21 protein-coding genes are annotated in these 20,735 nt (G+C 64.6%); 13 read left to right on the top strand and 8 right to left on the bottom strand.

All coding sequences use genetic code 11. The features are described from left to right. Positions 1-35: 35 nt before the first annotated feature. Positions 36-1,790, top strand: a complete 1,755-nt coding sequence (gene pyk / locus C484_RS14680) for a pyruvate kinase (protein WP_006826689.1) — start codon at positions 36-38, stop codon at positions 1,788-1,790. Positions 1,791-1,928: 138 nt separating this feature from the next. Further along, positions 1,929-2,354 (top strand): DUF7312 domain-containing protein, encoded by a 426-nt coding sequence (locus C484_RS14675; RefSeq protein ID WP_006826688.1) that lies wholly within the window; start codon positions 1,929-1,931, stop codon positions 2,352-2,354. Positions 2,355-2,380: 26 nt separating this feature from the next. Here the strand turns inward: C484_RS14675 and C484_RS14670 are convergent, their stop codons facing one another. Then, the gene (locus tag C484_RS14670; protein ID WP_006826687.1) at positions 2,381-2,848 is read right to left on the bottom strand and encodes a DUF892 family protein; all 468 of its coding nucleotides are present in this window, start codon (positions 2,846-2,848) and stop codon (positions 2,381-2,383) included. A gap of 145 nt (positions 2,849-2,993) precedes the next feature. Between C484_RS14670 and C484_RS14665 the strand changes: the two genes are divergently transcribed. Then, the gene (locus tag C484_RS14665) at positions 2,994-3,842 is read left to right on the top strand and encodes a hypothetical protein (protein ID WP_006826686.1); all 849 of its coding nucleotides are present in this window, start codon (positions 2,994-2,996) and stop codon (positions 3,840-3,842) included. Beyond that, on the top strand, positions 3,839-4,522 hold the full coding sequence (locus tag C484_RS14660) for a cyclase family protein (RefSeq protein WP_006826685.1): 684 nt from the start codon (positions 3,839-3,841) through the stop codon (positions 4,520-4,522). Before C484_RS14665 ends, C484_RS14660 begins: the two co-directional genes overlap by 4 nt. A 25-nt stretch (positions 4,523-4,547) precedes the next feature. On the opposite strand, the gene C484_RS14655 is transcribed toward C484_RS14660, so the two are convergent. From C484_RS14655 to C484_RS14635, 5 genes are all read right to left on the bottom strand, one after another. Beyond that, positions 4,548-5,279 (bottom strand): diphthine--ammonia ligase, encoded by a 732-nt coding sequence (locus tag C484_RS14655; protein ID WP_006826684.1) that lies wholly within the window; start codon positions 5,277-5,279, stop codon positions 4,548-4,550. A 48-nt stretch (positions 5,280-5,327) separates the two neighbouring features. Next, the gene (locus C484_RS14650; protein WP_006826683.1) at positions 5,328-6,782 is read right to left on the bottom strand and encodes a DUF373 family protein; all 1,455 of its coding nucleotides are present in this window, start codon (positions 6,780-6,782) and stop codon (positions 5,328-5,330) included. 152 nt (positions 6,783-6,934) lie between these two features. After that, complete coding sequence (gene sppA, locus C484_RS14645; RefSeq protein ID WP_006826682.1) at positions 6,935-7,936, bottom strand: signal peptide peptidase SppA; 1,002 nt, start codon at positions 7,934-7,936, stop codon at positions 6,935-6,937. Positions 7,937-8,177: 241 nt separating this feature from the next. Beyond that, positions 8,178-9,059: a coiled-coil protein gene (locus C484_RS14640; protein WP_006110091.1), complete on the bottom strand. Its 882-nt coding sequence runs from the start codon at positions 9,057-9,059 to the stop codon at positions 8,178-8,180. A 336-nt stretch (positions 9,060-9,395) separates the two neighbouring features. Beyond that, positions 9,396-10,478: a tubulin/FtsZ family protein gene (locus tag C484_RS14635; RefSeq protein ID WP_006826681.1), complete on the bottom strand. Its 1,083-nt coding sequence runs from the start codon at positions 10,476-10,478 to the stop codon at positions 9,396-9,398. Between the two features lie 148 nt (positions 10,479-10,626). On the opposite strand from C484_RS14635, the gene C484_RS14630 reads away from it, so the two are divergent. The 3 genes from C484_RS14630 (at position 10,627) to C484_RS14620 (ending at position 13,557) form a co-directional block, all read left to right on the top strand. Continuing rightward, complete coding sequence (locus tag C484_RS14630) at positions 10,627-11,052, top strand: DUF5791 family protein (protein ID WP_006826680.1); 426 nt, start codon at positions 10,627-10,629, stop codon at positions 11,050-11,052. 249 nt (positions 11,053-11,301) lie between these two features. After that, positions 11,302-12,186, top strand: a complete 885-nt coding sequence (locus C484_RS14625; RefSeq protein ID WP_006826679.1) for an SDR family oxidoreductase — start codon at positions 11,302-11,304, stop codon at positions 12,184-12,186. Positions 12,187-12,369: 183 nt separating this feature from the next. Next, a complete protein-coding gene (locus C484_RS14620; protein WP_006826678.1) occupies positions 12,370-13,557 on the top strand; it encodes a DHH family phosphoesterase in 1,188 nt (395 codons plus the stop codon). A gap of 27 nt (positions 13,558-13,584) precedes the next feature. Here C484_RS14620 and C484_RS14615 read toward each other — a convergent pair whose 3' ends face one another. Together C484_RS14615 and C484_RS23715 are read right to left on the bottom strand one after the other, a co-directional pair. Then, a complete protein-coding gene (locus C484_RS14615; protein ID WP_006826677.1) occupies positions 13,585-14,649 on the bottom strand; it encodes a PfkB family carbohydrate kinase in 1,065 nt (354 codons plus the stop codon). A gap of 235 nt (positions 14,650-14,884) precedes the next feature. After that, on the bottom strand, positions 14,885-15,055 hold the full coding sequence (locus tag C484_RS23715; protein ID WP_006826676.1) for an HVO_0758 family zinc finger protein: 171 nt from the start codon (positions 15,053-15,055) through the stop codon (positions 14,885-14,887). A 173-nt stretch (positions 15,056-15,228) separates the two neighbouring features. On the opposite strand from C484_RS23715, the gene C484_RS14610 reads away from it, so the two are divergent. The 6 genes from C484_RS14610 to C484_RS14585 all read left to right on the top strand — a co-directional run bounded on the left by C484_RS14610 (position 15,229) and on the right by C484_RS14585 (position 20,703). After that, positions 15,229-16,482, top strand: a complete 1,254-nt coding sequence (locus C484_RS14610; protein ID WP_006826675.1) for a hypothetical protein — start codon at positions 15,229-15,231, stop codon at positions 16,480-16,482. A 98-nt stretch (positions 16,483-16,580) separates the two neighbouring features. Further along, positions 16,581-17,072 carry a DUF7109 family protein gene (locus C484_RS14605; RefSeq protein ID WP_006826674.1) on the top strand — a complete coding sequence of 164 codons (492 nt, stop codon included), beginning with the start codon at positions 16,581-16,583 and terminating at the stop codon, positions 17,070-17,072. Position 17,073: 1 nt separating this feature from the next. Further along, positions 17,074-17,649, top strand: coding sequence for an NUDIX hydrolase (locus C484_RS14600; RefSeq protein ID WP_006826673.1), 576 nt, complete (start codon positions 17,074-17,076; stop codon positions 17,647-17,649). 247 nt (positions 17,650-17,896) lie between these two features. Then, the gene (locus C484_RS14595; RefSeq protein WP_006826672.1) at positions 17,897-18,697 is read left to right on the top strand and encodes a DUF7388 family protein; all 801 of its coding nucleotides are present in this window, start codon (positions 17,897-17,899) and stop codon (positions 18,695-18,697) included. A gap of 63 nt (positions 18,698-18,760) precedes the next feature. Continuing rightward, complete coding sequence (locus tag C484_RS14590) at positions 18,761-19,525, top strand: creatininase family protein (RefSeq protein ID WP_006826671.1); 765 nt, start codon at positions 18,761-18,763, stop codon at positions 19,523-19,525. Further along, complete coding sequence (locus tag C484_RS14585) at positions 19,522-20,703, top strand: NAD(P)/FAD-dependent oxidoreductase (protein ID WP_006826670.1); 1,182 nt, start codon at positions 19,522-19,524, stop codon at positions 20,701-20,703. The genes C484_RS14590 and C484_RS14585 overlap by 4 nt, the downstream gene beginning before the upstream one ends. The last annotated feature ends 32 nt before the right edge of the window (positions 20,704-20,735 follow it).

The raw sequence follows: 20,735 nt of genomic DNA, 5'->3' as shown, positions 1-20,735 counted from the left end.
CTATCTTTTTGCCCGTGCTCGCGATAGCACAAGGCATGAGAAACGCAAAGATCGTCTGTACGCTCGGCCCTGCCTCGAGCGATCGCCGGACGATCCGGGACCTCGCGGACGCCGGCATGTCGGTTGCTCGGCTGAACGCGAGTCACGGAACTCGAGAGGATCGTGCCGCACTCATCGACCGCGTTCGCTCGGTCGACGAGGAACGAGAGAAACCCGTCTCCGTCATGCTGGACATGCAGGGGCCGGAAATCCGGACTGCGCCGCTCCCCGAGGGAGAGACCGTCACGCTCGAAACCGACTCGGAGATCAGGTTCGTCGAAGGGGACGATGCAACACCCGAAACCGTCGGCCTCTCGCTCCCGGTTGGTGCCGTCGAACCGGGCGATCGAATTCTGCTCGACGACGGACTGATCGAGACGACCGTTCGCGAACGCGACGGCGACGCCGTGGTGGCACACGTCGATACGGGCGGCGAACTGGGCGGCCGAAAGGGCGTCAACGTCCCCGGCGTCGACCTGGATCTCGACGTCGTCACCGAGTCCGACCGCAAGGATCTCGAACTCGCCGCCGAGAAGGAAGTCGACTTCGTGGCGGCGAGTTTCGTCCGGGACACAGCGGACGTCTACGAGGTCAACGAGGTCATCGAGGACGCCGGTGCGGAAATTCCGATCATCTCGAAGATAGAACGCGCCGGTGCCGTCGACAACCTAGACGACATTATCGACGCCTCGGACGGGATCATGGTCGCCCGCGGCGACCTGGGCGTCGAATGTCCGATGGAGGACGTACCGATGATCCAGAAACGCATCATCCGCCGGTGTCGCGAGGCCGGTCTCCCGGTTATCACGGCGACGGAGATGCTCGATTCGATGGTCCACGCTCGCCGACCGACCCGAGCGGAGGCTTCGGACGTGGCAAACGCCGTCCTCGACGGCACCGACGGCGTCATGCTCTCCGCGGAGACCGCGATCGGCGACCACCCCGTCGCGGTCGTCGACGCGATGGACAGCATCGTCCGCGAGGTCGAACACTCCGAGGAGTACGCCGAACTCCTCGAACAGCGCGTTCCCGCCGCCGGCGAGGCTCGAACGGACGCCCTGGCACGCTCGGCGCGCTTTCTCGCCCGCGACATCGGTGCCGACGCCATCGTCGCGGCGACCGAATCCGGCTACACGGCGCTGAAAACCGCAAAGTACCGTCCCGGCGTCCCGGTCGTCGCCTCGACGCCGAGCCACCGCGTCCGCCGCCGGCTCGCCCTCTCGTGGGGCGTCACACCGCTGTACGCCGAAGTCTCCGATCAGGGAGCCGACGCCGTCGTCGAGAAAGCCGTCCAGGCCGCTCTGGAAGCCGGCGTCGCCGAGAGCGGCGATACCGTCGTCGTCCTCTGTGGCATGATGACTGAACTCGAGGGCGCGAATACGACGAACATGTTGAAGGTCCACGTCGCGGCGGAGGCGCTGACGACGGGCCGCGTCGTCGTCGAGGGCCGTGCGACCGGGCCGCTGGCCCGAGTTCAGGATGGCGATCTCACCGACGTACCGGAGGGGGCGATCCTCGCGTTGCCGACGGAGTTCGACGCGGAGTTTACAGGTGATGTCTCGAAAATCGGCGGCATCGTCAACGCTCGGCGAGGGATGACGGGATATCCGGCGCTGGTAGCACGAGAGATGGACGTGCCGATGGTAAGCGGTGCGGCGATTTCCGAGATTGAGGCGGGAACGGTCGTTACCATCGACGCAGAACGAGGGGTCGTCTACGAGGGTGACATTCGGGATCGAACGGATCGGTAGGGCGCGAGAACGGGAACCCGCTCGAGCGGTCGATCCTGGCCGCTGACCGTACCCTCGGGGCGAAGAACGCCAGGGTGTACCCGGATCACCTGTGGTCGGGACGGCGGATTTTTGACGCCACGGCAAGTACGGCACTGTATGGCAGATGAAACGTCCGGACCCGACAGCCGCGAAGACGACTGGAGCACGACGGAGACGGGTGTAACTGGGTCGGACGGATCGAAGGGAGCGGCCGACGAGCCGACCGATGGCGAGCACGGGGAGGCGGACGAGTGGGGGACAACCGCTGGGGCTGACCGGGCCCGTGACGGGGAACGGAGTGGTGCCGAAACGGAATCACCCACCGAACGGATTCCGATCGACCTCTCCGCAAGTGGGACCGACGCGGAGAACCGAGATGACGAGCGCCACACCGGTGACGATTCGGACGACCCGTACGCACCCGAACCGAGTTCAGCGCCGGTCGAATCCGGTGATCCGTCCCTCGAACACATCATCTTCGTCGCGCTCGGTGCGGTGGCGACGATTCTCGTTCTCGCTCGCGTCGTGTTGGTTACGTTCTAGTGCCCGCCGTCCGGGCTCTGGGCACCCTATACTTCCGTGCGTTCCTGCGCTCGTTCGAGACCCGTCGTCGCCTCCGCTTTCGTCGTTTCGAGCGGCTCGACGACCTCGTCCGGCAAATTCATTCGATCCGCGAGTGCGAGCAGCGTCTCTAGCTTCGTGATCTCGAGTCGCTCGATCGACCGCCCGAGTTCAGCGTCGACGAGGTCGCCGAGGACCGGGTCCTCGATGTCTCCGACCAGGTCGTCGCGCTCGCTCCGGAGCGCGTCGAGGGCATCACTCTCGATGACACCCGGGTCGGCCTCGATCGCGTCGAAGATCGGCTCGATGCGTCCGAGTTGCTCCGTCGTCGTCTCGCTGTGGGCCATGTAGAACTCCTCGAGTTCTTCGTCGGTGGCGGCGTCGGCCAGTTCCGACTGGAGGTCCTCGAGTTCGCGTTCGATGTGATAGAACTCGCGCAGCGTCCGGATGAACAGATCGTGTTCGTTCTCGATCATACCAGAGATGGCAGTGCCGAATCGCAAAGAGATTGGGCCGTCGTGTGAAACCCGGCGCTTGCGGTCACGCCGGGACGCCGGTCATCTCAGTTAGTCTACCGAACGCCTATGTGATCACAGCGTGACTGTCGAGGTGACGACACCAATGCGTCGCCTCGTCACCGCCCTCCTCGTCGCTTTGCTCGTAACGGCTGCGGGCTGTAGCGCGTTCGAATCGTCGCCGGACACCGAGGAACGGGAGCCACTCACCGTCGACGATGAACTCGTCCCCGGCCTTAGCGAGAGCGGGATCACCGACACTGTTGCGCTTTCGAACGCTCATCTCAGTGAACTCGAGAGCGCCACCTTCGAGCGGACACAGACGACATATTGGTACGACGAAACCGATACCATCAGCAACGTCGCGAACACGACACAGACCGTCACCGACGACGCAGCGTACTCCGTCCGAGAGAACGATCCCGACTATCTCGAAGCGAACGAAACACAGCAACCCATCCGCCGCCAAGAGTGGCGCTCAGCCGACGACGAACTCGGTCGCGTCATCGACGCAACTGGGGAGACACACGTACTCTCTCAGACAGCCGGACCCGACTCGCCGAGTCTTCCGGTATCGATCCACAGATTCGACGAAGTCGAGCACTCGGTTGCCATCGAACAGACCGCCGGAGGGGCCGAGCGCTACCGACTCACAGGAGCCGGAAATCTATCCGATGGGACGTACATGGAGATCGATAGGACGTTCATCGAGTTCGATATTACCGTTACACCATCCGGGGCTATCGAAACCTACGAGATCAGCCGTCAATGGACAGTTGACGGCAACCAGCAGACACGAACGACCGTCGGCGAGTTCACCCGCGGCGACGACATCGAACTCGAAAAACCGGCGTGGGTCGACGACGCGCGGGCTGCACTCGAAGCCGAAACACAGTCGTTCGAGAGCGAAAGAGAGGGCGAGAGAGAAAGCGAACTGAGCGACAGCGACCCATGACCTACTACGACCTTAGCCACTCGATTCGGTCCGGTATGCCCGTCTTTCCCGGCGATCCGCCGGTCGACATCACGCCGACGGCAACAGTCGAAGATGACGGCTATCACGTTGCCGCACTCCACTGTGGCAGCCACACCGGGACGCATATCGACGCGCCGAGCCACGTCTTCCGCGACGGATCTGAACTCGACTCGATCGCCGTCGACGAGTTCGTCTTCGACGCCCGACTCGTCGACTGCACTGGCAAATCGCCACGGGAACCGATCGAGGCGGCCGAATTACCCACCGAGGACGGCACTGCGGACCTCCTGCTCTGTCACACCGGCTGGGACGAGTACTGGGGCACGGATCGGTACTTCGATCACCCGTACCTGACGCCGGGGGCCGCCGAACACTGTCGTGAAGCGGGCTGGAGCGTCGGTCTGGACACGCTCAATCCGGACCCGACGCCGACCGAGAACGCGACGGGTTCGGAACCGACGGGGTTTCAAGCCCATCACACGCTGCTCGGGAACGGATTGTTCGTTATCGAGAACCTGACGGGCCTCGAACGGGTACCAGCAGCGAACTCGACCGTCACGCTCGCCGCCTTTCCTCTCCCGATCGCGGACGCCGACGGCGCGCCAGTTCGAGCCGTTGCGATCGATTCGGACGTCCCAGGGGATGGCGATCCGTTCTGACGACACCGCAGAAACCCAGAATAGACTACGCGAGTTCAGCGGTCGTGATCTGTATCGTTCCGCGCGTGCCGTCCCAGTCGGTCTCGTACTCGAGGTCGATCCGCTGATCCATATGCGGCCCGTCGACGACGAGCGTTTCGAACTCGCCGCCCTCGCCGAGAATGTGGACGCCGTACTCCTCGTTGAGCGTCTCGAGTTCGGCGATGGCTTCGCGGTCGAGCGTACGCCCGAGCCACGACTCGTCGAGTCCGTAGGCCGCGGTTTGAATGATCTTGATCTCGAAGCCGGCGTCGAGCATCGCCTCGGCGAGCGCTCGCGGGTCTTCCTGCCACAGCGGTGCGAACAGTTCACAGTCGAGTCGGTCGCACATCGCTTCGATACGGTTCGTCTGGAACTCGCTCTCGACCGCCCCCGCCGTGACGCCCGCGATTCCCCCGTCGAGGTCCGCGTCCAGTTCTTCGAGGGCCGCTTCGAGCGGTTCGAGTTCGGCGTCGCCCTGGGCGCTCGAGTCGCGGGCAGTGTCGGCTTCGAGATCTGTGGGGTCGACATCGACGAGGTCGATGCCGATGCTCTCGGACGCCAGTGCGGTGAGATCGGTCGCGGGGACGTGGTACATGTAGGACTCTTCGGAGGGGTGGACCGTGACGAGTCGTTGGACATCGAGGCCGGTTTCGAGGGCTCGGTACAGCGCCCACGACGAGTCCTTCCCGCCGGAAAAGAGGCTCACCCACGCGCCGTCTGCGTCGCTGTCGCTCATAGCAGAGGGTGGGAACGGGGGAGTAAATGCGTGACGAGTCGCCGGCGGTTAGCGGTCTTCGGCCTCGTGTTCGGACGCGGCTGTCTGAGTGTGCTCGCGGCCGTCGTCAGATTCTCCCCCGCCCTCGGACTCGAGTTCCGAGTCGGTGTTCGAATCAGCACGGGTATCCGAACTGCCAGACCCGGCGTGCTGTCCAGTTTCGGTTTCACCGTTGCTGAACTCGGTGCTGTCGGCGTCGGTTACAACCTCGACGTCGGCTGACGGCGGTGTCGTCGACGCGAGTTGGTTTGATCCCGGTCCGCCGTCCGTGAGTTCTGATTGAGGACGGGTGCCCGGGTTCCCGTCACCGGTTCCTGGTCCTGATCCTGATCCCGGGGTCGAGTCGTCGTCCGAACTGCTCACTGCGGTTGCGATCCAGGCTCCGATCAGGCTCACCAGAATCGCGCTGATGACGAAGACGGCGAGCCGTTCGCCCGGCGCAAGCGAGAATCCCTCGACGGTCAGCGGCCCGAGTTCGGTCTCTACGACCGCAATCGAGGAGAGTAACTGCTGTTGTTCGAGGAAGTACGCGGAGAACCCGCGGATGACGAGACCGACGGCGACGGCGATAAACGGCAGGTTGAGGTAGGATCGCCGAACCGGGTCTTCGCCGATGATCTCGTCTAACAGTCGTCCGGCGCTCGCGGTAAGGCCGGCCATCGTCAACCAGGGAACGCTGTCGAACGCGAACTGGACCGCAGGAATGCCGATTCCGGTGGAACCATCGAGATTCGAAACGCCGAGTGCGCCGACGAAGAAGCCAACAAGCGTGAGTCCCGCCGCAACGACGTAGGTGACGACCGAGACCTGTCCGGAGTAAAGCGACTCGCGCACCTGGTGTGCGAACCCGGTTATGATTTCGTCGATGCTGAATCCCTTGTAGAGCAAGAACAGGCCGATAACGGTCGTAATCGCGGCGGCCCCCTCGGCCGGAGCGACGACCATCGCAAGAATCGGGAAGACGAGCAACGTCAGTCCAAGCGGAACCAGAATCGTCTGTCGGAGTTCTTCGTCGGCGAGAAATTGCTTGAGCAGATAGTACGTCGACTCGATATCCCGGGCCTGCCGAACGACGACCCGATCGACCGAGTCGACCTGAACGCGACTCTCGACGATCGGAACCAGCCGTTCGTCCTCGCCGCTGTCGATGACGACGACCGCCGAATCGGGGTCGTGCTGTGCAATGAGGTCGTCGAGCTGTCGGGCAACTGCCCTGTCCGCCGAGACCATCGACTCTCGGTCACCGGAGACGACCGCGACGATCGCCTCCTCGTTCTCGTCACGAAGGTTCTGGCCGACCCGCAGCGTCTCGAGGAGCGTATTGACTCCCGAGTCCTCCGGGTCAGCAAGTCCGATATCGGTAACGAGAGCCCGAACAGCCTCCCAGCCGACGATCGGCGACTGAAGCCCAGTTTTCCGGCCGACATCGTCGGTCCGGTCGAGACAGACGACCAGCGTTGTCACGGTTATCCGTGCATTCCGTACGACGATAAAACCACTTATCGCAACGTGCCTGCGGGCTGCTCGCGGGCATACCCCCGTCTGCCGCAGTACTATACATCACGCAAGTACCACGCAGTGGGCACCACACCGAGTGGCGAGCAGCAAGCACCGACTCAGTTTCGCAACCGAAGCCGGAACTCGTGATCGTCTGCAATCCCAGCAACTCCGGCCCCAAACGCGTATGCAACCCGCTGTGCTCCCGCTCCGAGGCGTGTCATCAACGGCCGTTCCGGCTCGAACTCTTCGACCGTCACCTCGTCCGTCCGAAGTCGCTCCGCCAACTCGTCTTCGAGTTCGCGTCGCGTCCCGAGCGTATCGACGAGCCCCAGTTCGTGGGCCTGCTCGCCGAGGTAGATCCGGGCCTCCGTCTCGCGGATGAACTCGGGTTCCAGATCGCGGCCGTCGCTGACCCGGTCGACGAACGTCTCGTAGTAGTCGTCGATCAGCCCCTGGAGGTAGTCGCGTTCGTCCTCGTCGAGTTCTTTCAGCGGCGTGCCGGCGTCCTTGAACTCGCCGGCGGCAAAGCGCTCGTAGGAGAGGCCGACCTTCTCGGCGAACTCGCTGGCGTTGACCCGCGAGCCGATGACGCCGATCGAGCCGACGATCGAGCCGTCGCGCGCCCAGAGTTCGTCGCAGCCGCTTGCGATCCAGTAGCCGCCGCTTGCACAGACGTCAGTCGTGTAGGCGATGGTCGGGCCGTCGAAGCGCTCGGCTGCGAGGCGAATGTCCTCGCTTGGAACGACCTCGCCGCCGGGCGTGTTCAGCTTCAGGAGGAGTGCATCGACGTGGTCGTCCTCGTCGGCTCGGTCGATCTGATCGACGATGTCGTCGGCCGGCGTCGACTGCGGGCGTGACGGGAGCGGTCCGCCACCGCCGTCGCGGGTGATCGGCCCGTCGATCGCAACCTCGGCGACGTCGTAGTCGGGAAACAGCGATGCTGCGATCGTCCCCGCAAACCGGATCCCGACGAGGATCACGCCGAGTGCGATCACGATACCGAAGAGTTCGGTGAGCGTGCTCGGATAGACGAGGAATAGCCACAGACTGGCGATTGCAACGACGACGGTCCCTGCAGCGATGACGGCGAGTCGATTAGCTCGCTGCGCCTCGACCAACGGCTCCACCTCGGTTCATACTGCTCTGTCTGTGTGCTGTCCTGTTAATCGTTGCCGTCCACAGGCGACGCTCGTGCTGTGTCTAGGGTGCTCTAGGTAACTGCACGCAAGCGACGCTCGCAGCCGAGACCACGGTCGAACGCAGAACGCGAAGCGTGGACGCGGGACGTGAAACGCGAAATACGAAACGCAAAACATGCCATACTCGACCGTGAGACGAATCGAGCGAGCGCAGACGACCTTAGAGCAGCCCCGTCTTCTGGAGCTTCATCAGGTCCTCGGTATCGAGGGTTTCGCCTTCCTTGAACTTCTGATAGATTTCCTCGGCTTCCTCTTTGGCTTCCTCTTTCTTCTTGTCGCGTTCGGACTTGCGCTCTTCTTCTTCCTGTTTGTCGAGTTCGCGCAGGCGCTTCTGGACGCGAACGAAGTCCTCGTGGTGCTGGTCGGCCGCTTCCTGGGCCTCGACGAACTTCTCGTGCATCTCGTCGGCTTCATCACGGATGTCGTCGGCCTCGCGGTAGGCCTCGATCATCTGGTTGTGATGTTCCTGAGCCTTGTCCGCAAGCTCCGTGACCTTCTGGTGGTGCTGGGAGGCCTCAGAGCGAACTTCCTCGGCTTCCTCGACGAGTTCTTCGAGATCCTCGTTCTGCTCGAGCTTTCCCTTGCGCTCTTCGTACTCCTCGCGCTTGTTCTCGATCTTCTCGATGAGTTCCTGCTCTTCCTCGCTCGAGAGGACTTCGGTCTGCTGTTTGAACTCGAGTTGCTCGATTTCTTCTTCGAGTTCTTCGAGGTCCTTGCCCTCGTCGAGTTCCATGTCCGACTTGAGCTTCTCGACCTTGTCGAAGAGTTCGTTGGCCTCGGCGTTGAGTTCGTTGCGGCTCTCCTTGTGTTCCTGAACCTTCTCGTTCAGTTCGTCGCGTTTTTCGCGGTGTTCCTGGGCTTCGTCGACCTTTTCGCGCGTCTTGGCGTTTAAGTCGTCGCGGCTGGAAGCCCGTTCGGAGGCCATCTGGTTCAGATCGTTTCGCCGGTCTCGAAGCTGGCCGGCCATCTTGATGAGCTGTCCTTTGGAGTTGTTTTCGAGGTCGTCGTCTGTCAGTTCGATGTTTTTCGATTCGTCTACCATGTGTTAGTCAAACCTCTGTGCCATACCCGCACCGGGGTAGCGACGGTCGGAGCGAGGTGACAGTGTGTCGCCACGGCTCCGATCGTAGTCCTGTATACAGCAATCGCTCACAATCTGCGAAATCCCGGTGAATAAGATTTCCTGTCATCGATCGTCGAGCGATACGCGCCCCGGTGGCGTTCTGGTAACGGTGTCTACTGGTGCTTGCAATTTAAATGTACCGGTCGTAGCCCCCGTGAAAACCGTTATCAGGGGTCGTATTCCGCCCGCGCTCGTTCGTGTTTCGCGATCGGCGCGGCTATAAATGGCCGCCGAGTCCGCAGGTTGGCGGCGGAGTTAAAAGAGGTTCTCGAGCCGATCGTCGGAGAACTGCTCGACGTGGTCGGTTTCCTCGCGTTCCTGTTCGCGCTTTGCCTCGCGTGCGCGCTCCATGAACTCTTGGATGCGAGCGGAGCGTTCGGCCCCGCCGAGGAGGACGAGCGCGCCGAGGCGGTCGCTTTCGAGCGGGAAGTCCCCGCCTCGAACCTGCATACTGCCGGTTTCGTCCTCGAGCCAGCGCCGTGACTTCTCGACGCCTTTCCGCGGGATCTTCTCGGGATCGCCGGCGATGACGAGCAGTGCAGAGTCGGCCGTTGTCGCGTCCGGGAGACTCGTTCCGGTCAACAGCGCCTGGCGCGAGACCGTCATCGCCGTTCTGATGTTCTCGGCGCTATCGTCGCTCGCGATTTCGCTCGCGTATCCGAGGGTCGCGATGCCGCCGCTTCGGAGCGTGTTGATGACCTCGCTCGAGTCGACGACACTCTCGCCGACGCCTTCGACGGCCTCGCCGGAGGCGAACAGCAGGCCGACTCGGCGGGCGATCTTCTCGTTGATCGTCTCGAAGGCACCCTCGACGCTTTCGCCCTGCTCGTGCCAGGCGTCGTTGTCGATCAGGAGCGTCGCGTCGGCTTCGCGCACGATGGTCTTTAGTGAGCGGCCGGCGTTGGCCTGGTAGAGCGCGCCTTCGTTGCGCCCCGGCAGGACGCCGAGGGCGTACACCGGGACGTCGTAGACTTGCTGGAGGTGATGGACCAAGACCGGTGCTCCGCCGCTACCGGTTCCGCCACCGAGTCCGGCGACGACGAAGATACCCTCGGCGCTCGAGGTCACGCGGCCGTCCAAGGACCCGAGTACCTGCTGGATGTCCGACTGCATGATCTCGGTTCCGAGTTCGTTATCGCCACCGACGCCGTGGCCGTTGACGCGGTCTGCACCGATCAGTTGCGTGTCGACGACCTGGAGGGACTGGAGGTCGGGTTTCGCGGAGTTGACTGCCAGTGCACCACGGACGGCACCAAAGCCCATGTCCGCATCGAATCGAGCGAGCCGTTCCGTGACCTTCCCACCGGCCTGACCGACTCCGATCAGGGCAACTTTCATACAGATATCGTATAAGTGCACCGTGTTGAACGTTCCGGTGTCCGTACCTGTTTACAGGCCCAGTGCCGTTCAGCGCCGCCGCTCACGACGGTCGCCGCAGAACGCTCGAATGGCAATCCACTTGTGCCAGCCCACAGTCACACCCGGTATGTTCCACGAACAGCGGATGACGGTCCCCGACACGCCCGCCGATCTGCGCGCCGAGTACGCCGCCGATCTCGCCTCGATCGTCGACCGACACGGCGTGGACGAACTCGCCGACGGGACGGCTCTCGACCGCGATACGCTCGCGAATCTCGGTCACGAGACGGTCGGTACCCTCTCACTCGAGGACGCCGCCGAGATCCAGGCCCGCGCTGAATCCGCTCCCGACGCCGATACCATCGTCACGATGGCCTGCGAACACCTGCTGCTCGGCATGTCCACCGCCGTCCTCGACGTGGACGCCGTCGAGAGCGAACTCGAACTCGAGTTAGATGCAAAGGAGATCCAACAGAAACTCGAACGGCGTGCGCCGATGTCGTTCGAGGAGTACGTTCACCTTCAGTTCGTGATCGTGGACGCTGCCCCCTGATACGGACCGCTGTCAGTCAGTGCCGGCACAGCCGCGACCGTTCTGCGGCGTCACGGCTGTGCCGGAAACTCGGGACAGCAGACCGGCTGAGTCCTGCTCCCGCGGTGACTCGCATCGAGTGCAGTCATAGTCACGATCACGATCGCGATCACAGACACAACCTCAGTCACAGTCGCAATCACGATCACAAACACAGCCCCAGTCACAGTCATTATATCTCCGCACCCGCGAGTTCATCGCATGACCGCAATGCGTGTTGCACTGCTTGGCTGTGGCTACGTCGGGCTCGAACTCGGCCGACAACTCGCGGCCAGCGGCCACGACGTGATCGGCGTGCGACGCTCCGACGCGGGACTCGACGCCATCGAGGCCGCCGGCTTCGAGGCCGTCCAGGCGGACGTGACCGACCGCGCTGAACTCGAGGCGGTCCCGGAGGTTGATGCGATCGTCTTCGCGGCGAGTAGCGGAGGTCGGGGGGCCGACGCGGCGCGCGAAATCTACGTCGACGGGCTTCGGACGGCGATCGAAGCCTTCGGGGAGCGTGAGACGCCGCCGGATCGACTCGTCTACACCTCCTCGACGGGTGTTCACGGCGATCACGACGGGGACTGGGTCGGCTCGGACACGCCGATCGAGCCGACGACGCCGAAGACCGAGGTGCTCGCCGAGGCAGAGCAACTCGCACTCGAGTATCCCGCCGAGTTCGGTATCGACGGGACGGTCGTTCGCTATGCGGGTCTGTACGGGCCCGACCGGTACCGTCTCGAGCGGTATCTCGAAGGGCCGGTTACGGCGGGGTACCTGAATATGGTTCATCGGGACGATGCCGCTGGTGCGGTTCGCGTTCTCCTCGACGCGGATCTCGCCCGCGGCAAGGTCGTCCAAGTTGTCGACGACGAACCCGTCGACAAGTGGACGTTCGCCGACTGGCTGGCCGACGCGTGCGATCGAGAGCACCCGCCGAAGCGGACGAAAGCGGAGCGCCTTGAGGCGGGCAACCTCTCGGAACCGGCGCGTCGTCGGATTCTGACGAGCAAGCGCTGCGGAAACGACCGGCTACGAGAGCTGGGGTACGAGTTCAGCTATCCGACGTTCCGAGAGGGGTACCGGGAGGCGGTCGAGGCGATTCGCTAGGCAACGTGCTGGCGAGGCCGATCAACCGGCGTGAGACGGCGGGTCCGAGTGTTGGAGCCGTTGACTGGCCGACTCGAGTGTTGGGGCCGTTGACCGGTCAGTTGCGATCCCTGCGGCTGTACGCGAGCCGAGAACCGTCACGAATGGGGGAAATTTCTTGGTTGTTGAATTTGAGTGTCCGATATGGACTTCCAGAACGCCTCGACAGACGTGGCGTTCGTCGAGGCGGAGCCACTGGTTGCGGCCGTCGAGCGCGCCATCGACTCGGCACAGGCGCTCGACCCGCTCGTTCTCTCGCTCGTCGTTCTCGCAGCCGTCGGACTCGTCCTCGGTGGCTGGTGGGTCGTCCGCTGGGTTCGCCGTCCACCGGGCGTTCGGTTCCAGTCCGTCCTCGCGGAGTACGACGACGTAACCGTCCTGATGCACCCGAACCCCGACCCGGACGCGATGGCGTGTGCGATGGCCGTCGATGCCATCGCCGACGCGGTCGACACGGACACGACGTTGCAGTTCCCCGGGGAGATCCGCCATCAGGAAAACCGCGCGTTCCGAACCGTTCTCGGCCTCGATCTCGATCAGATCGCCTCGAGTTCGGCGCTCGCGAGCGAGGCGGTCGTCCTCGTCGATCACAACACGGCGCGTGGCTTTACGGGTGCACAAACGGTCGAACCGGTCGCCGTCGTCGATCACCACCCCGGCAACGGGACCGGAACGGATTTTACCGACGTTCGAACGGACTACGGTGCCGCTGCGACCCTGCTGGTCGAGTATCTTGACGATCTCGGCGCTGGCACGGACAACGACACCGATCCCGACTTCTCGGCCGAACTCGCGACCGGACTCCTCTACGGCATCCAGTCCGATACGGACCACCTGACAAACGGCTGTTCGCGGGCCGAGTTCGAGGCCTGTGGCACCCTGTTCGGTGAACTCGACGAGGATCTGCTCGAACGGATCGCGAACCCGCAGGTGAGCGACGACGTGTTACAGATCAAGGCGACGGCGATCACCGAAAAGCGCGTCGAGGGTTCGTTTGCGATCTGCGATGTCGGAGCGGTCTCGAACACCGACGCGATCCCGCAGGCGGCGGACGAACTCATGCAACTCGAAGGGGTTACTGCCGTCGTCGTCTACGGCGAGAACGACGGGACGATCCACCTCTCAGGGAGATCGCGGGACGACCGCGTTCACATGGGTGAGACGTTGCGCTACGCGGTCAGCGACATTCCGATGGCGAACGCGGGCGGCCACGCGCGGATGGGCGGCGGCCAGCTCTCGGTCGAGCACATGCGCGGGCTCGGCCCCGCTGACGGCGTCGACAAAACCGAATTCGAGGAACAGCTCTTTTCGGCGCTGGCCGGCGAGCGGTAGTTCGCGCTCGCAGGCACAGACAACCGATCACCGTCCCCTGTGGTCCGCGAGAAACGCACGGAGCGCCCCCGGCGTCGCCGTTTCTGCAGTCGCCACGAAGTGTGCAGCGCAGGCGTTGGCGAGTGCAAGCGCGAGTTCAGTCGACCAGCTGCGCGCCAGCGCACAGGCCAGTGCGCCGGAGAAGCGGTCGCCTGCGCCGGTCGTCCGTTTCGTCGTCGCCGTCTCGAGCATATCGACAGAGACGACGCCGTCCGGTGTCGCCGCACGGGCTGCCTCGGGGCCGTGGATGACAACGCTGTGAACGCCGAGTGCAGTTCGCGCCGCGGCGAGTCGATCGAGATGTGACCAGTCGTCGTCGACATCGAGAACCGCAGCAACGCGGTCGAACTCTGCCGGATTGACGCTGCAAACGACATCGAGCGGGTCGACCGCGTCCGTCTCCGAGAGCGTTCGAAAGAACGCTGTAACGGCCGTCTCGTCGGGGACGCCGATCGCGCCGGGATCGACGACGATCGGGAAGGAATCGGTCGCGGGCGGGGTCGACGCGAGTCGGTCGAAGACATCAGTGAGGCCGCGGACGGAGACCCAGTTGACACAACAGAACGCGTCGGCGCGAATCAGGTCGGACCAGTCGACGACGGCGTCGAGAGCGGCTATCGTCCAGCCAGCCGTCGGTCCCGGCTCCGGAAGCAGCACGTCGCCGTCGCCGAACTCGAGAACGTTGATCGTCGCCGGCGTTCCCATCGAGTACGTTTCGAATCCGAGGTCGTCGAAGACGGGATGATCGAGGTGGCCGACGAGCGTCGCCCGCTCGCCGAGTTCGTGGATTTGCATCGCTGCGTTGGTCGCCTGGCCGCCGGGTCGGGTATCGGTCGGCGTGAGCGGGAACGTCGTCTCGCCGTCGGTGAGCCGCCGACCGAACGCGGCGGGCGTGTCGAGTCGTCTTCCCTGCGAGTCCTCGACGCTGTAGAAGTAGTCGACGCTGCCATCGGGGAGCGAAACGACGCGGACGCCGCTCTCGTCGCTCTCTCCACCGGCGTCCTCGGTGTCGAAGGCGACTGGGAGTCGCTCGGAGAGCGCATCGTAGCTCATGCTACATCCACACCACCGTTGACGACGAACGGCCCTAAAAGCGGTTTCCCGGCAGTCGCTCGCGCGCGATCACCGCTACAACGACGAACTGAACTCGCTGGAAGTCGAGAGAGCCGGGATCGAAATTGGACTCCACAGCGACACCGAACCTAATCCGGGATCGAGCCTGGAACCGAAACTAACTCTAACGAGACTGCACCGAACACCCCGAACTGCGGTCGAACCGATCCGGCAGCTACCGAATTTCCTTCCACTCCACGTCACAATCTGGACAGATTCGAACCGTCTTGATCTGATCCGGATCGTTCTCGGTCTTCAACGGTTTCTCGCAATCGGCACAGACGAGCCGATCATACGTGTCTTTGTCGAGTTCACCCTCGCGCAGCGCCTTCCGGACAGATTTCATGTTCACTACGTAGGAAGGTCTAGAAGAAAAAGACCAGGGCTTCACGGGGCCTTCTCGAACGCCGTGAGTGGGGTATTGACCCCGGGTTTCTGTAGACCCGAGGACATGATTGCTGAGAGCAGGTCTCAGCGAGAGTCGTGGACGTTTTATCGATTCGGCCGAACACCCTACCGATGGAGTACGTCCAGGAGCGGATCGCGACGCTCCACGATTTCCGCACCCAACCCACCCAACGGACCCAGCGCACCCGCAGGGGACAGCGTGCGGAGACAGCGCGCGAGTCTGCGGAGCCCGCTCCCGCTGGTGAGCGCGAGTACAAGCGCGAACACGACCGGCAACTCGAGTTCGACGACCACCTGCGCGATACCGCCATCGTCGTCCCCATGGCCGGGCGCGAACACGACAGCCCTGCCGCCGCCCGCGTCCTGGCCGAACTCGAGCGTCTCGACCCCGCGCCCGCCGCCGTCTTCGTGCCCGTCCGTGCCGACCCCGATCGGATCGAGCCGTTTCGCGAGTGGCTCGCCTCGTTTTCGCTGCCGATTCGGGTTCTCTGGTGTAACGCCCCCGCCGTCGAAGCCGTGCTCGCCGACGCCGGCCTCCCGAACGGCGAGGGAACGGGCAAGGGCCGCGACGTGTGGCTCGCACTCGGACCCGCGGCCGAAGCCGCGGAGTTCATCGTGGTCCACGACGCTGATGCCCGGAGCTACGAGGCGGATCACGTCCGCCGACTGGTCGCGCCGCTGGCGATGGGCCAGGAGTTCGAGTTCACCAAGGGCTACTACGCGCGCATCGAGCAGAATCGCCTCTACGGGCGACTGTTTCGACTGTTTTATCGCCCGTTACTTCGCGCAGTGGGCGACGATCACGATGCGGCTCTCCTGGCGTACCTCGACTCGTTCCGGTACGCGCTGGCCGGCGAGTTCGCCATGACTGATTCCCTTGCGCGTCGTATCCGTGCGCCGCAGGCGTGGGGACTCGAGGTCGGTATTCTCGGTGACGCGTTCGAACACGCCGGCTTCGAGGGGAGCGCACAGGTCGACCTCGGGCGACACGTCCACGATCACCGCGCAGTCGCGGGCGATACCGGACTCGAGGGGATGAGCCGCGAGGTCGCGGCGACGCTCTGTCGCGTCCTCGAGGAGGGTGGCGTCGAACTGAACTACGAGACGCTTCCCGAACGCTACCTGGCAGCCGGCCGGCAACTGATCGACCAGTACCGCGCCGACGCCGCGTTCAATGAACTCGCGTACGATCCGGCGGCCGAACGGGACCAACTCGAGCGCTACGCCGGCTCGATCACGCCGCCAGGTCCCGACCACCGACTGCCGGAGTGGACGAACGCACCGATCGAACCGGCATCCGTTCTCGCCGCGTCCCGGCCCTGGCTCGACGACGCGACGCGGCTCGAGACGAGCGCAGACGATTAGGGCGATCAATCACAATCGATCACGAGCGACTCAGACGCCGCGCTGTGAGCGACTGGCGGCTATCAATCTTTATCAGCGAACCGCTCGTTACACCGCGTATGGATGCGACCGCCGACGAACTGGCCGGCGTCGTCGACCTCTTCGGCGGGTTGACGAGGACAGAACTCGACCGCGCCCTCTCGGAGGCCGCCTTCCGTGCGGACGGCCAGTCCGTCAACGAGACGGCACTCGAGGAGACGATCGACGGCGCACTCGCGTCGTTCGCACTCGTTCGCTCCCCGCCGACCGCCGTCACCGCTCCCTCGGAACCGACGGCACCCCTCCTGGTCGCCGGCCCGACGGCGTTTCCAACCGTTCCGGACCACGCCGAGGACGTTCCCCACATCCTCGACGTCGAGCGACGAGAACTCGACCGAACTGCACTCGGCGAGAGCGCCCGCGAACGGTTCGCCGATGCAGTCGAGGAAGCCACCGAATCATCCGACGAGGAGCGACTGTCACACCTGCTCGACGTGAGCTACGATCTCGAAGCCTGGGCACCGCTCGATTTAGCGCCCGCGCGCCGGACCATCTCGGGGGCGCTCGAGTGAGATGTGTCGGCGGCTCACCCTCGATCCGATCGCCGCTCACGAACCCGTCGGGATCGACGACCAGCAGTTCGACGCCGCGGTACTCGCGCCGATTGTCGATCGCAACGATGAGGACCACCTCCTGTTCACCCGCCGCGCCGACCACCTCGGCGATCACCCCGGACAGATGAGCTTCCCCGGCGGCGGAGCCGAGCCGATCGACGACTCCATCCTCGATACCGCACTCCGCGAAGCCAACGAAGAGATCGGCCTCGACCCGACCGAAGCCGAACTCGTCGGCCAACTCGACGACATCCGCACGGTCAGCGAGTACGCGGTCACGCCGTTCGTCGCCCGCGTTCCGGATCGGGAGTACGAACGCGACGACAACGAAGTCGCCGAAATCGTGCTCCTGTCGCTGTCCGACCTGCTCGAACCGGATAACTACGAGTTCGATCGGCGCGATCACCCCTACTACGGCGATATCGTGGTGCACTACTTCCACGTCGATGGCTACACCGTCTGGGGAGCCACAGGCCGGATTCTCGTCCAGCTACTCGAGTTGGCAACGCCGTTCGAAGCACCAGCGGACACCTGAGCGGCTCACCGGTTCTCGAAAAATCCGCATCGAGCGTCAGGTTTTTGCACGCGCCGGACCCAGCAGTCCTATGGTCGCACAGACGATGGGTCGAGTTCCGCACGGGCGATAACGACACCGGTTCCACAGGCAGTCGTCATCGCCGCCGTCACCTGACTCGATTTCGATCCGATCGCGTTCAGTTGTACTGTTCTTGCCGTTTCCGAGGCGAAGTACCCACTACCAACTCCATGCGAGGTGTCCGTCGATGCTAACAACGAGTACAGTTGCCCGCGCCGGCCTGGATGCGGTCGCGCTCAAACCGGCCGAGTGTGATGTCGAGCGAGCGACGTCGCTCCCGGTCGAGACGATCGCGATCGATTACGAGGGACACGATCACGTCCCGGACCGGCAGACGATAGAAGCGCTTTCGGCCGACGTGACAGTTCGGCTGACGACCCCCGTTCGTGCCGACGGATTCGACCCGCTCGGAGACGATTCGCTCGCCGCCGAACTCCCGTCGGGCGTCGAGCGCATCCTCGTCGCCGGCCACCCCGCCTACCTCACCGACGACGAGCAGGACCGCGCCGTCGCGCCCCGGCTGGGTGCGGCACTCGAAACGGACCCCGACTCCTGGGTCGGCACCGAGAGCGTCGAACGAATCGCGATGGCGACGGGCGCAACACAGTACGACCTGCTCTCGCGAACGACGATGCGCGAGTTGCGGGCGCTTCGTGCTGCGACCTTCGACGGCGACATCGCAGTCTACGCACCGACAGTGCTAACGGCCGACGAAGACGCGATCCTCGACGCCGTCGGGGACTACGTCGCTCGCCGGCGACCGGTCGCCGCGGCGCTCCCGGACGACAGAGACGAAGACGGAGACAGAACCGTCACCGATTCGCGCGCGACGGGCCGAACTCGTGAAATCCTGCTCGCCGCCGCCGAGGACTACACGCTCGTCGGCACCGAAGCCGCGGTCCGCGAACGGACCGACGCGCTCCGCGAGGCCGGCGCAACGACCGTCGTCGGCTACCCCGCTCGCGAACTCGAGGCCTTCCTCGAGTAGGACCGCTATTTCTTCGAAACGAACGGCAGACGATATAAGTCACTCCGGCAACCAGAGGACGGCATGACACTGCTCGCCGAACGCACGACGACCGACGCTGCCGACGAACTCGAGGCGGCCGAGGTCGCCGTGCTACCGACTGGGAGCACCGAACAGCACGGACCGGCGTTACCGCTCGGGATGGACTTCATGGCGGCCGAGGCGTTCGCTCATACTGCAACCGACCGCGAGGATACCGTAGTCCTCCCGACGATTCCGGTCGGCGTCAGCGGCCACCACCGGCAGTTCGACGGCACGTTGTACGTCTCCGCGGCGACGTTCGAACGCTACGTCGAGGAAACGATCGCGAGCCTCGCCGACCACGGGGTCCGCAAAACGGTCGTCGTCAACGGCCACGGCGGCAACACGGACGCGCTCCGACGGGCCGCACGGACCCTGCGAAACGAGGAAACGGCGTTCACGCCCCCCTGGAACTGGTGGGACAGCGTCGACGACCTCGCGGCCGACCTGTTCGACGAGGACGGCGGTCACGCCGACGCGATGGAGTCGAGCCTGCTCTGGCACCTCCGCGAGGACCTCGTTCGGCCGGACGAGTTCGCCGCCGCCGAAGCGGGGGCGAGCGACTCCTGGGGCGAGTTCAGCCACGGCGCGCCGATCGGGTTCGATACGATCGACTTCTCGGAGAGCGGGGCGGTCGGCCGGCCGACCCAGGCCGACCCCGAGAAGGGCGCGGCGTTGTTCGAGGCCGGGCGCGACCACCTCGACGCGCTGCTCGACTGGCTCGCGGCGCGACCGCTCGCGGATTGCTGGCCGCGTGATCACAAATGAGCGACGACGCCGAACTTGCCGTCGGTGCCGATGCCTTCACCGACCGGGGTGCGGGGCTTTCGGTCGCCGTCGTCGGTGCGGGAGCCGTCGGCGCGACCGCAGCCTACGATCTGGCCCGCGAGGGCGTGGACGTGACGCTGTACGACCGCGGCAGCGTCGCACACGGCTCGAGCGGTCGCGCAGCCGGCATCTGTTACGACGCCTTCGCGGACTCGCTCGACGCCGAACTCGCGGGCGATGCGATCGAACGCTTCCGGGCGCTATCGGGCGACGACACGTTCCCCTTCGTCGAGTGTCCCTACGTCTGGCTCGCCCGCGAGGGAGACGACGAGCGTGCCGACGCCATCCGCGACCAGGTCGAACGAATGCAAGCGCAGGGCGTCGTCGCCGTCACGATGGACGGCGATGAACTCGCGGACCGGTTCCCGACCGTGCGGGCGGACGACGTGGCCGTCGCGGGCGTCGCCGGCGGCGCGGGGTACACGGATCCCGGCCAGTACACCGCCTGCCTCGCCACCGCAGCAACGGGGGCGGGCGCGACGCTCGAGACCGACACGCCCGTCAGCGTCCGAACTGATCCATCCCAAATCGTCCGCGAAGACGGGACCGTCAACGAGTTCGACGCGGTCCTCGTGACCGCCGGCGCACACACGAAGCGACTCCTCGCGGACGCCGGCATCTCGATCGCCATGAAACCCTACCGCGTCCAGGCGCTCGTCGCGAACTGTGACCACCCGGAACCGACGTGTTACGACGCCAGCGACGGGTTCTACCTTCGCCCGCACCCGGAAGGGCTGCTCGCGGGCGACGGCACCGAGGAGTGGGAGGCCGACCCGGACGACTACGATCGAGACGCAAACCCAGAGTTCGCGTCGGACCTGCTCGAGCGCGTGCGCCATCGGTTGCCCACCGCCGACGTTGAACTCGAGCGGGCCTGGGCCGGACTCTGTACGGCGACGCCGGACCGCGATCCGCTGGTCGGGCAACTAACGGACGGACTGTACGTCGCAACCGGCTTCCAGGGCCACGGCTTTATGCGCGCGCCGGCGATCGGTCAGCGGCTCGCCCGGCAGGTGCTCGGCGGCGACGGCATTGATACCTTCGACCCAACCCGATTTGACGGCGACGAAGCGTTCGACGTGGTCGAAGGGATGACCGTCCCGGACGAGTTCGACTGACGCCCGCGTCACCTTCCGGTGAGGCAAAGGCT

This window comes from Natrialba taiwanensis DSM 12281 (genome assembly GCF_000337595.1).
Taxonomy (GTDB): Archaea; Halobacteriota; Halobacteria; order Halobacteriales; family Natrialbaceae; genus Natrialba; species Natrialba taiwanensis.
The sequence above is the reverse complement of the archived record's forward strand: the minus strand, read 5'-3'. Positions and strand labels throughout refer to the sequence as shown.

Excerpts from the sequence above, each read along its gene's own strand:
- C484_RS14605 (WP_006826674.1), top strand. The coding sequence starts at position 16,581 with ATGGATGCGACCGCCGACGAACTGGCCGGCGTCGTCGACCTCTTCGGC.
- C484_RS14590 (WP_006826671.1), top strand. The coding sequence starts at position 18,761 with ATGACACTGCTCGCCGAACGCACGACGACCGACGCTGCCGACGAACTC.
- C484_RS14640 (WP_006110091.1), bottom strand. The coding sequence starts at position 9,059 with ATGGTAGACGAATCGAAAAACATCGAACTGACAGACGACGACCTCGAA.
- C484_RS14635 (WP_006826681.1), bottom strand. The coding sequence starts at position 10,478 with ATGAAAGTTGCCCTGATCGGAGTCGGTCAGGCCGGTGGGAAGGTCACG.
- C484_RS14665 (WP_006826686.1), top strand. The coding sequence starts at position 2,994 with ATGCGTCGCCTCGTCACCGCCCTCCTCGTCGCTTTGCTCGTAACGGCT.
- C484_RS14625 (WP_006826679.1), top strand. The coding sequence starts at position 11,302 with ATGCGTGTTGCACTGCTTGGCTGTGGCTACGTCGGGCTCGAACTCGGC.
- C484_RS23715 (WP_006826676.1), bottom strand. The coding sequence starts at position 15,055 with ATGAAATCTGTCCGGAAGGCGCTGCGCGAGGGTGAACTCGACAAAGAC.
- C484_RS14655 (WP_006826684.1), bottom strand. The coding sequence starts at position 5,279 with ATGAGCGACAGCGACGCAGACGGCGCGTGGGTGAGCCTCTTTTCCGGC.
- C484_RS14615 (WP_006826677.1), bottom strand. The coding sequence starts at position 14,649 with ATGAGCTACGATGCGCTCTCCGAGCGACTCCCAGTCGCCTTCGACACC.
- C484_RS14595 (WP_006826672.1), top strand. The coding sequence starts at position 17,897 with ATGCTAACAACGAGTACAGTTGCCCGCGCCGGCCTGGATGCGGTCGCG.
- C484_RS14600 (WP_006826673.1), top strand. The coding sequence starts at position 17,074 with ATGTGTCGGCGGCTCACCCTCGATCCGATCGCCGCTCACGAACCCGTC.
- C484_RS14630 (WP_006826680.1), top strand. The coding sequence starts at position 10,627 with ATGTTCCACGAACAGCGGATGACGGTCCCCGACACGCCCGCCGATCTG.
- C484_RS14675 (WP_006826688.1), top strand. The coding sequence starts at position 1,929 with ATGGCAGATGAAACGTCCGGACCCGACAGCCGCGAAGACGACTGGAGC.
- C484_RS14670 (WP_006826687.1), bottom strand. The coding sequence starts at position 2,848 with ATGATCGAGAACGAACACGATCTGTTCATCCGGACGCTGCGCGAGTTC.
- C484_RS14660 (WP_006826685.1), top strand. The coding sequence starts at position 3,839 with ATGACCTACTACGACCTTAGCCACTCGATTCGGTCCGGTATGCCCGTC.
- C484_RS14620 (WP_006826678.1), top strand. The coding sequence starts at position 12,370 with ATGGACTTCCAGAACGCCTCGACAGACGTGGCGTTCGTCGAGGCGGAG.
- C484_RS14610 (WP_006826675.1), top strand. The coding sequence starts at position 15,229 with ATGGAGTACGTCCAGGAGCGGATCGCGACGCTCCACGATTTCCGCACC.
- C484_RS14585 (WP_006826670.1), top strand. The coding sequence starts at position 19,522 with ATGAGCGACGACGCCGAACTTGCCGTCGGTGCCGATGCCTTCACCGAC.
- pyk (WP_006826689.1), top strand. The coding sequence starts at position 36 with ATGAGAAACGCAAAGATCGTCTGTACGCTCGGCCCTGCCTCGAGCGAT.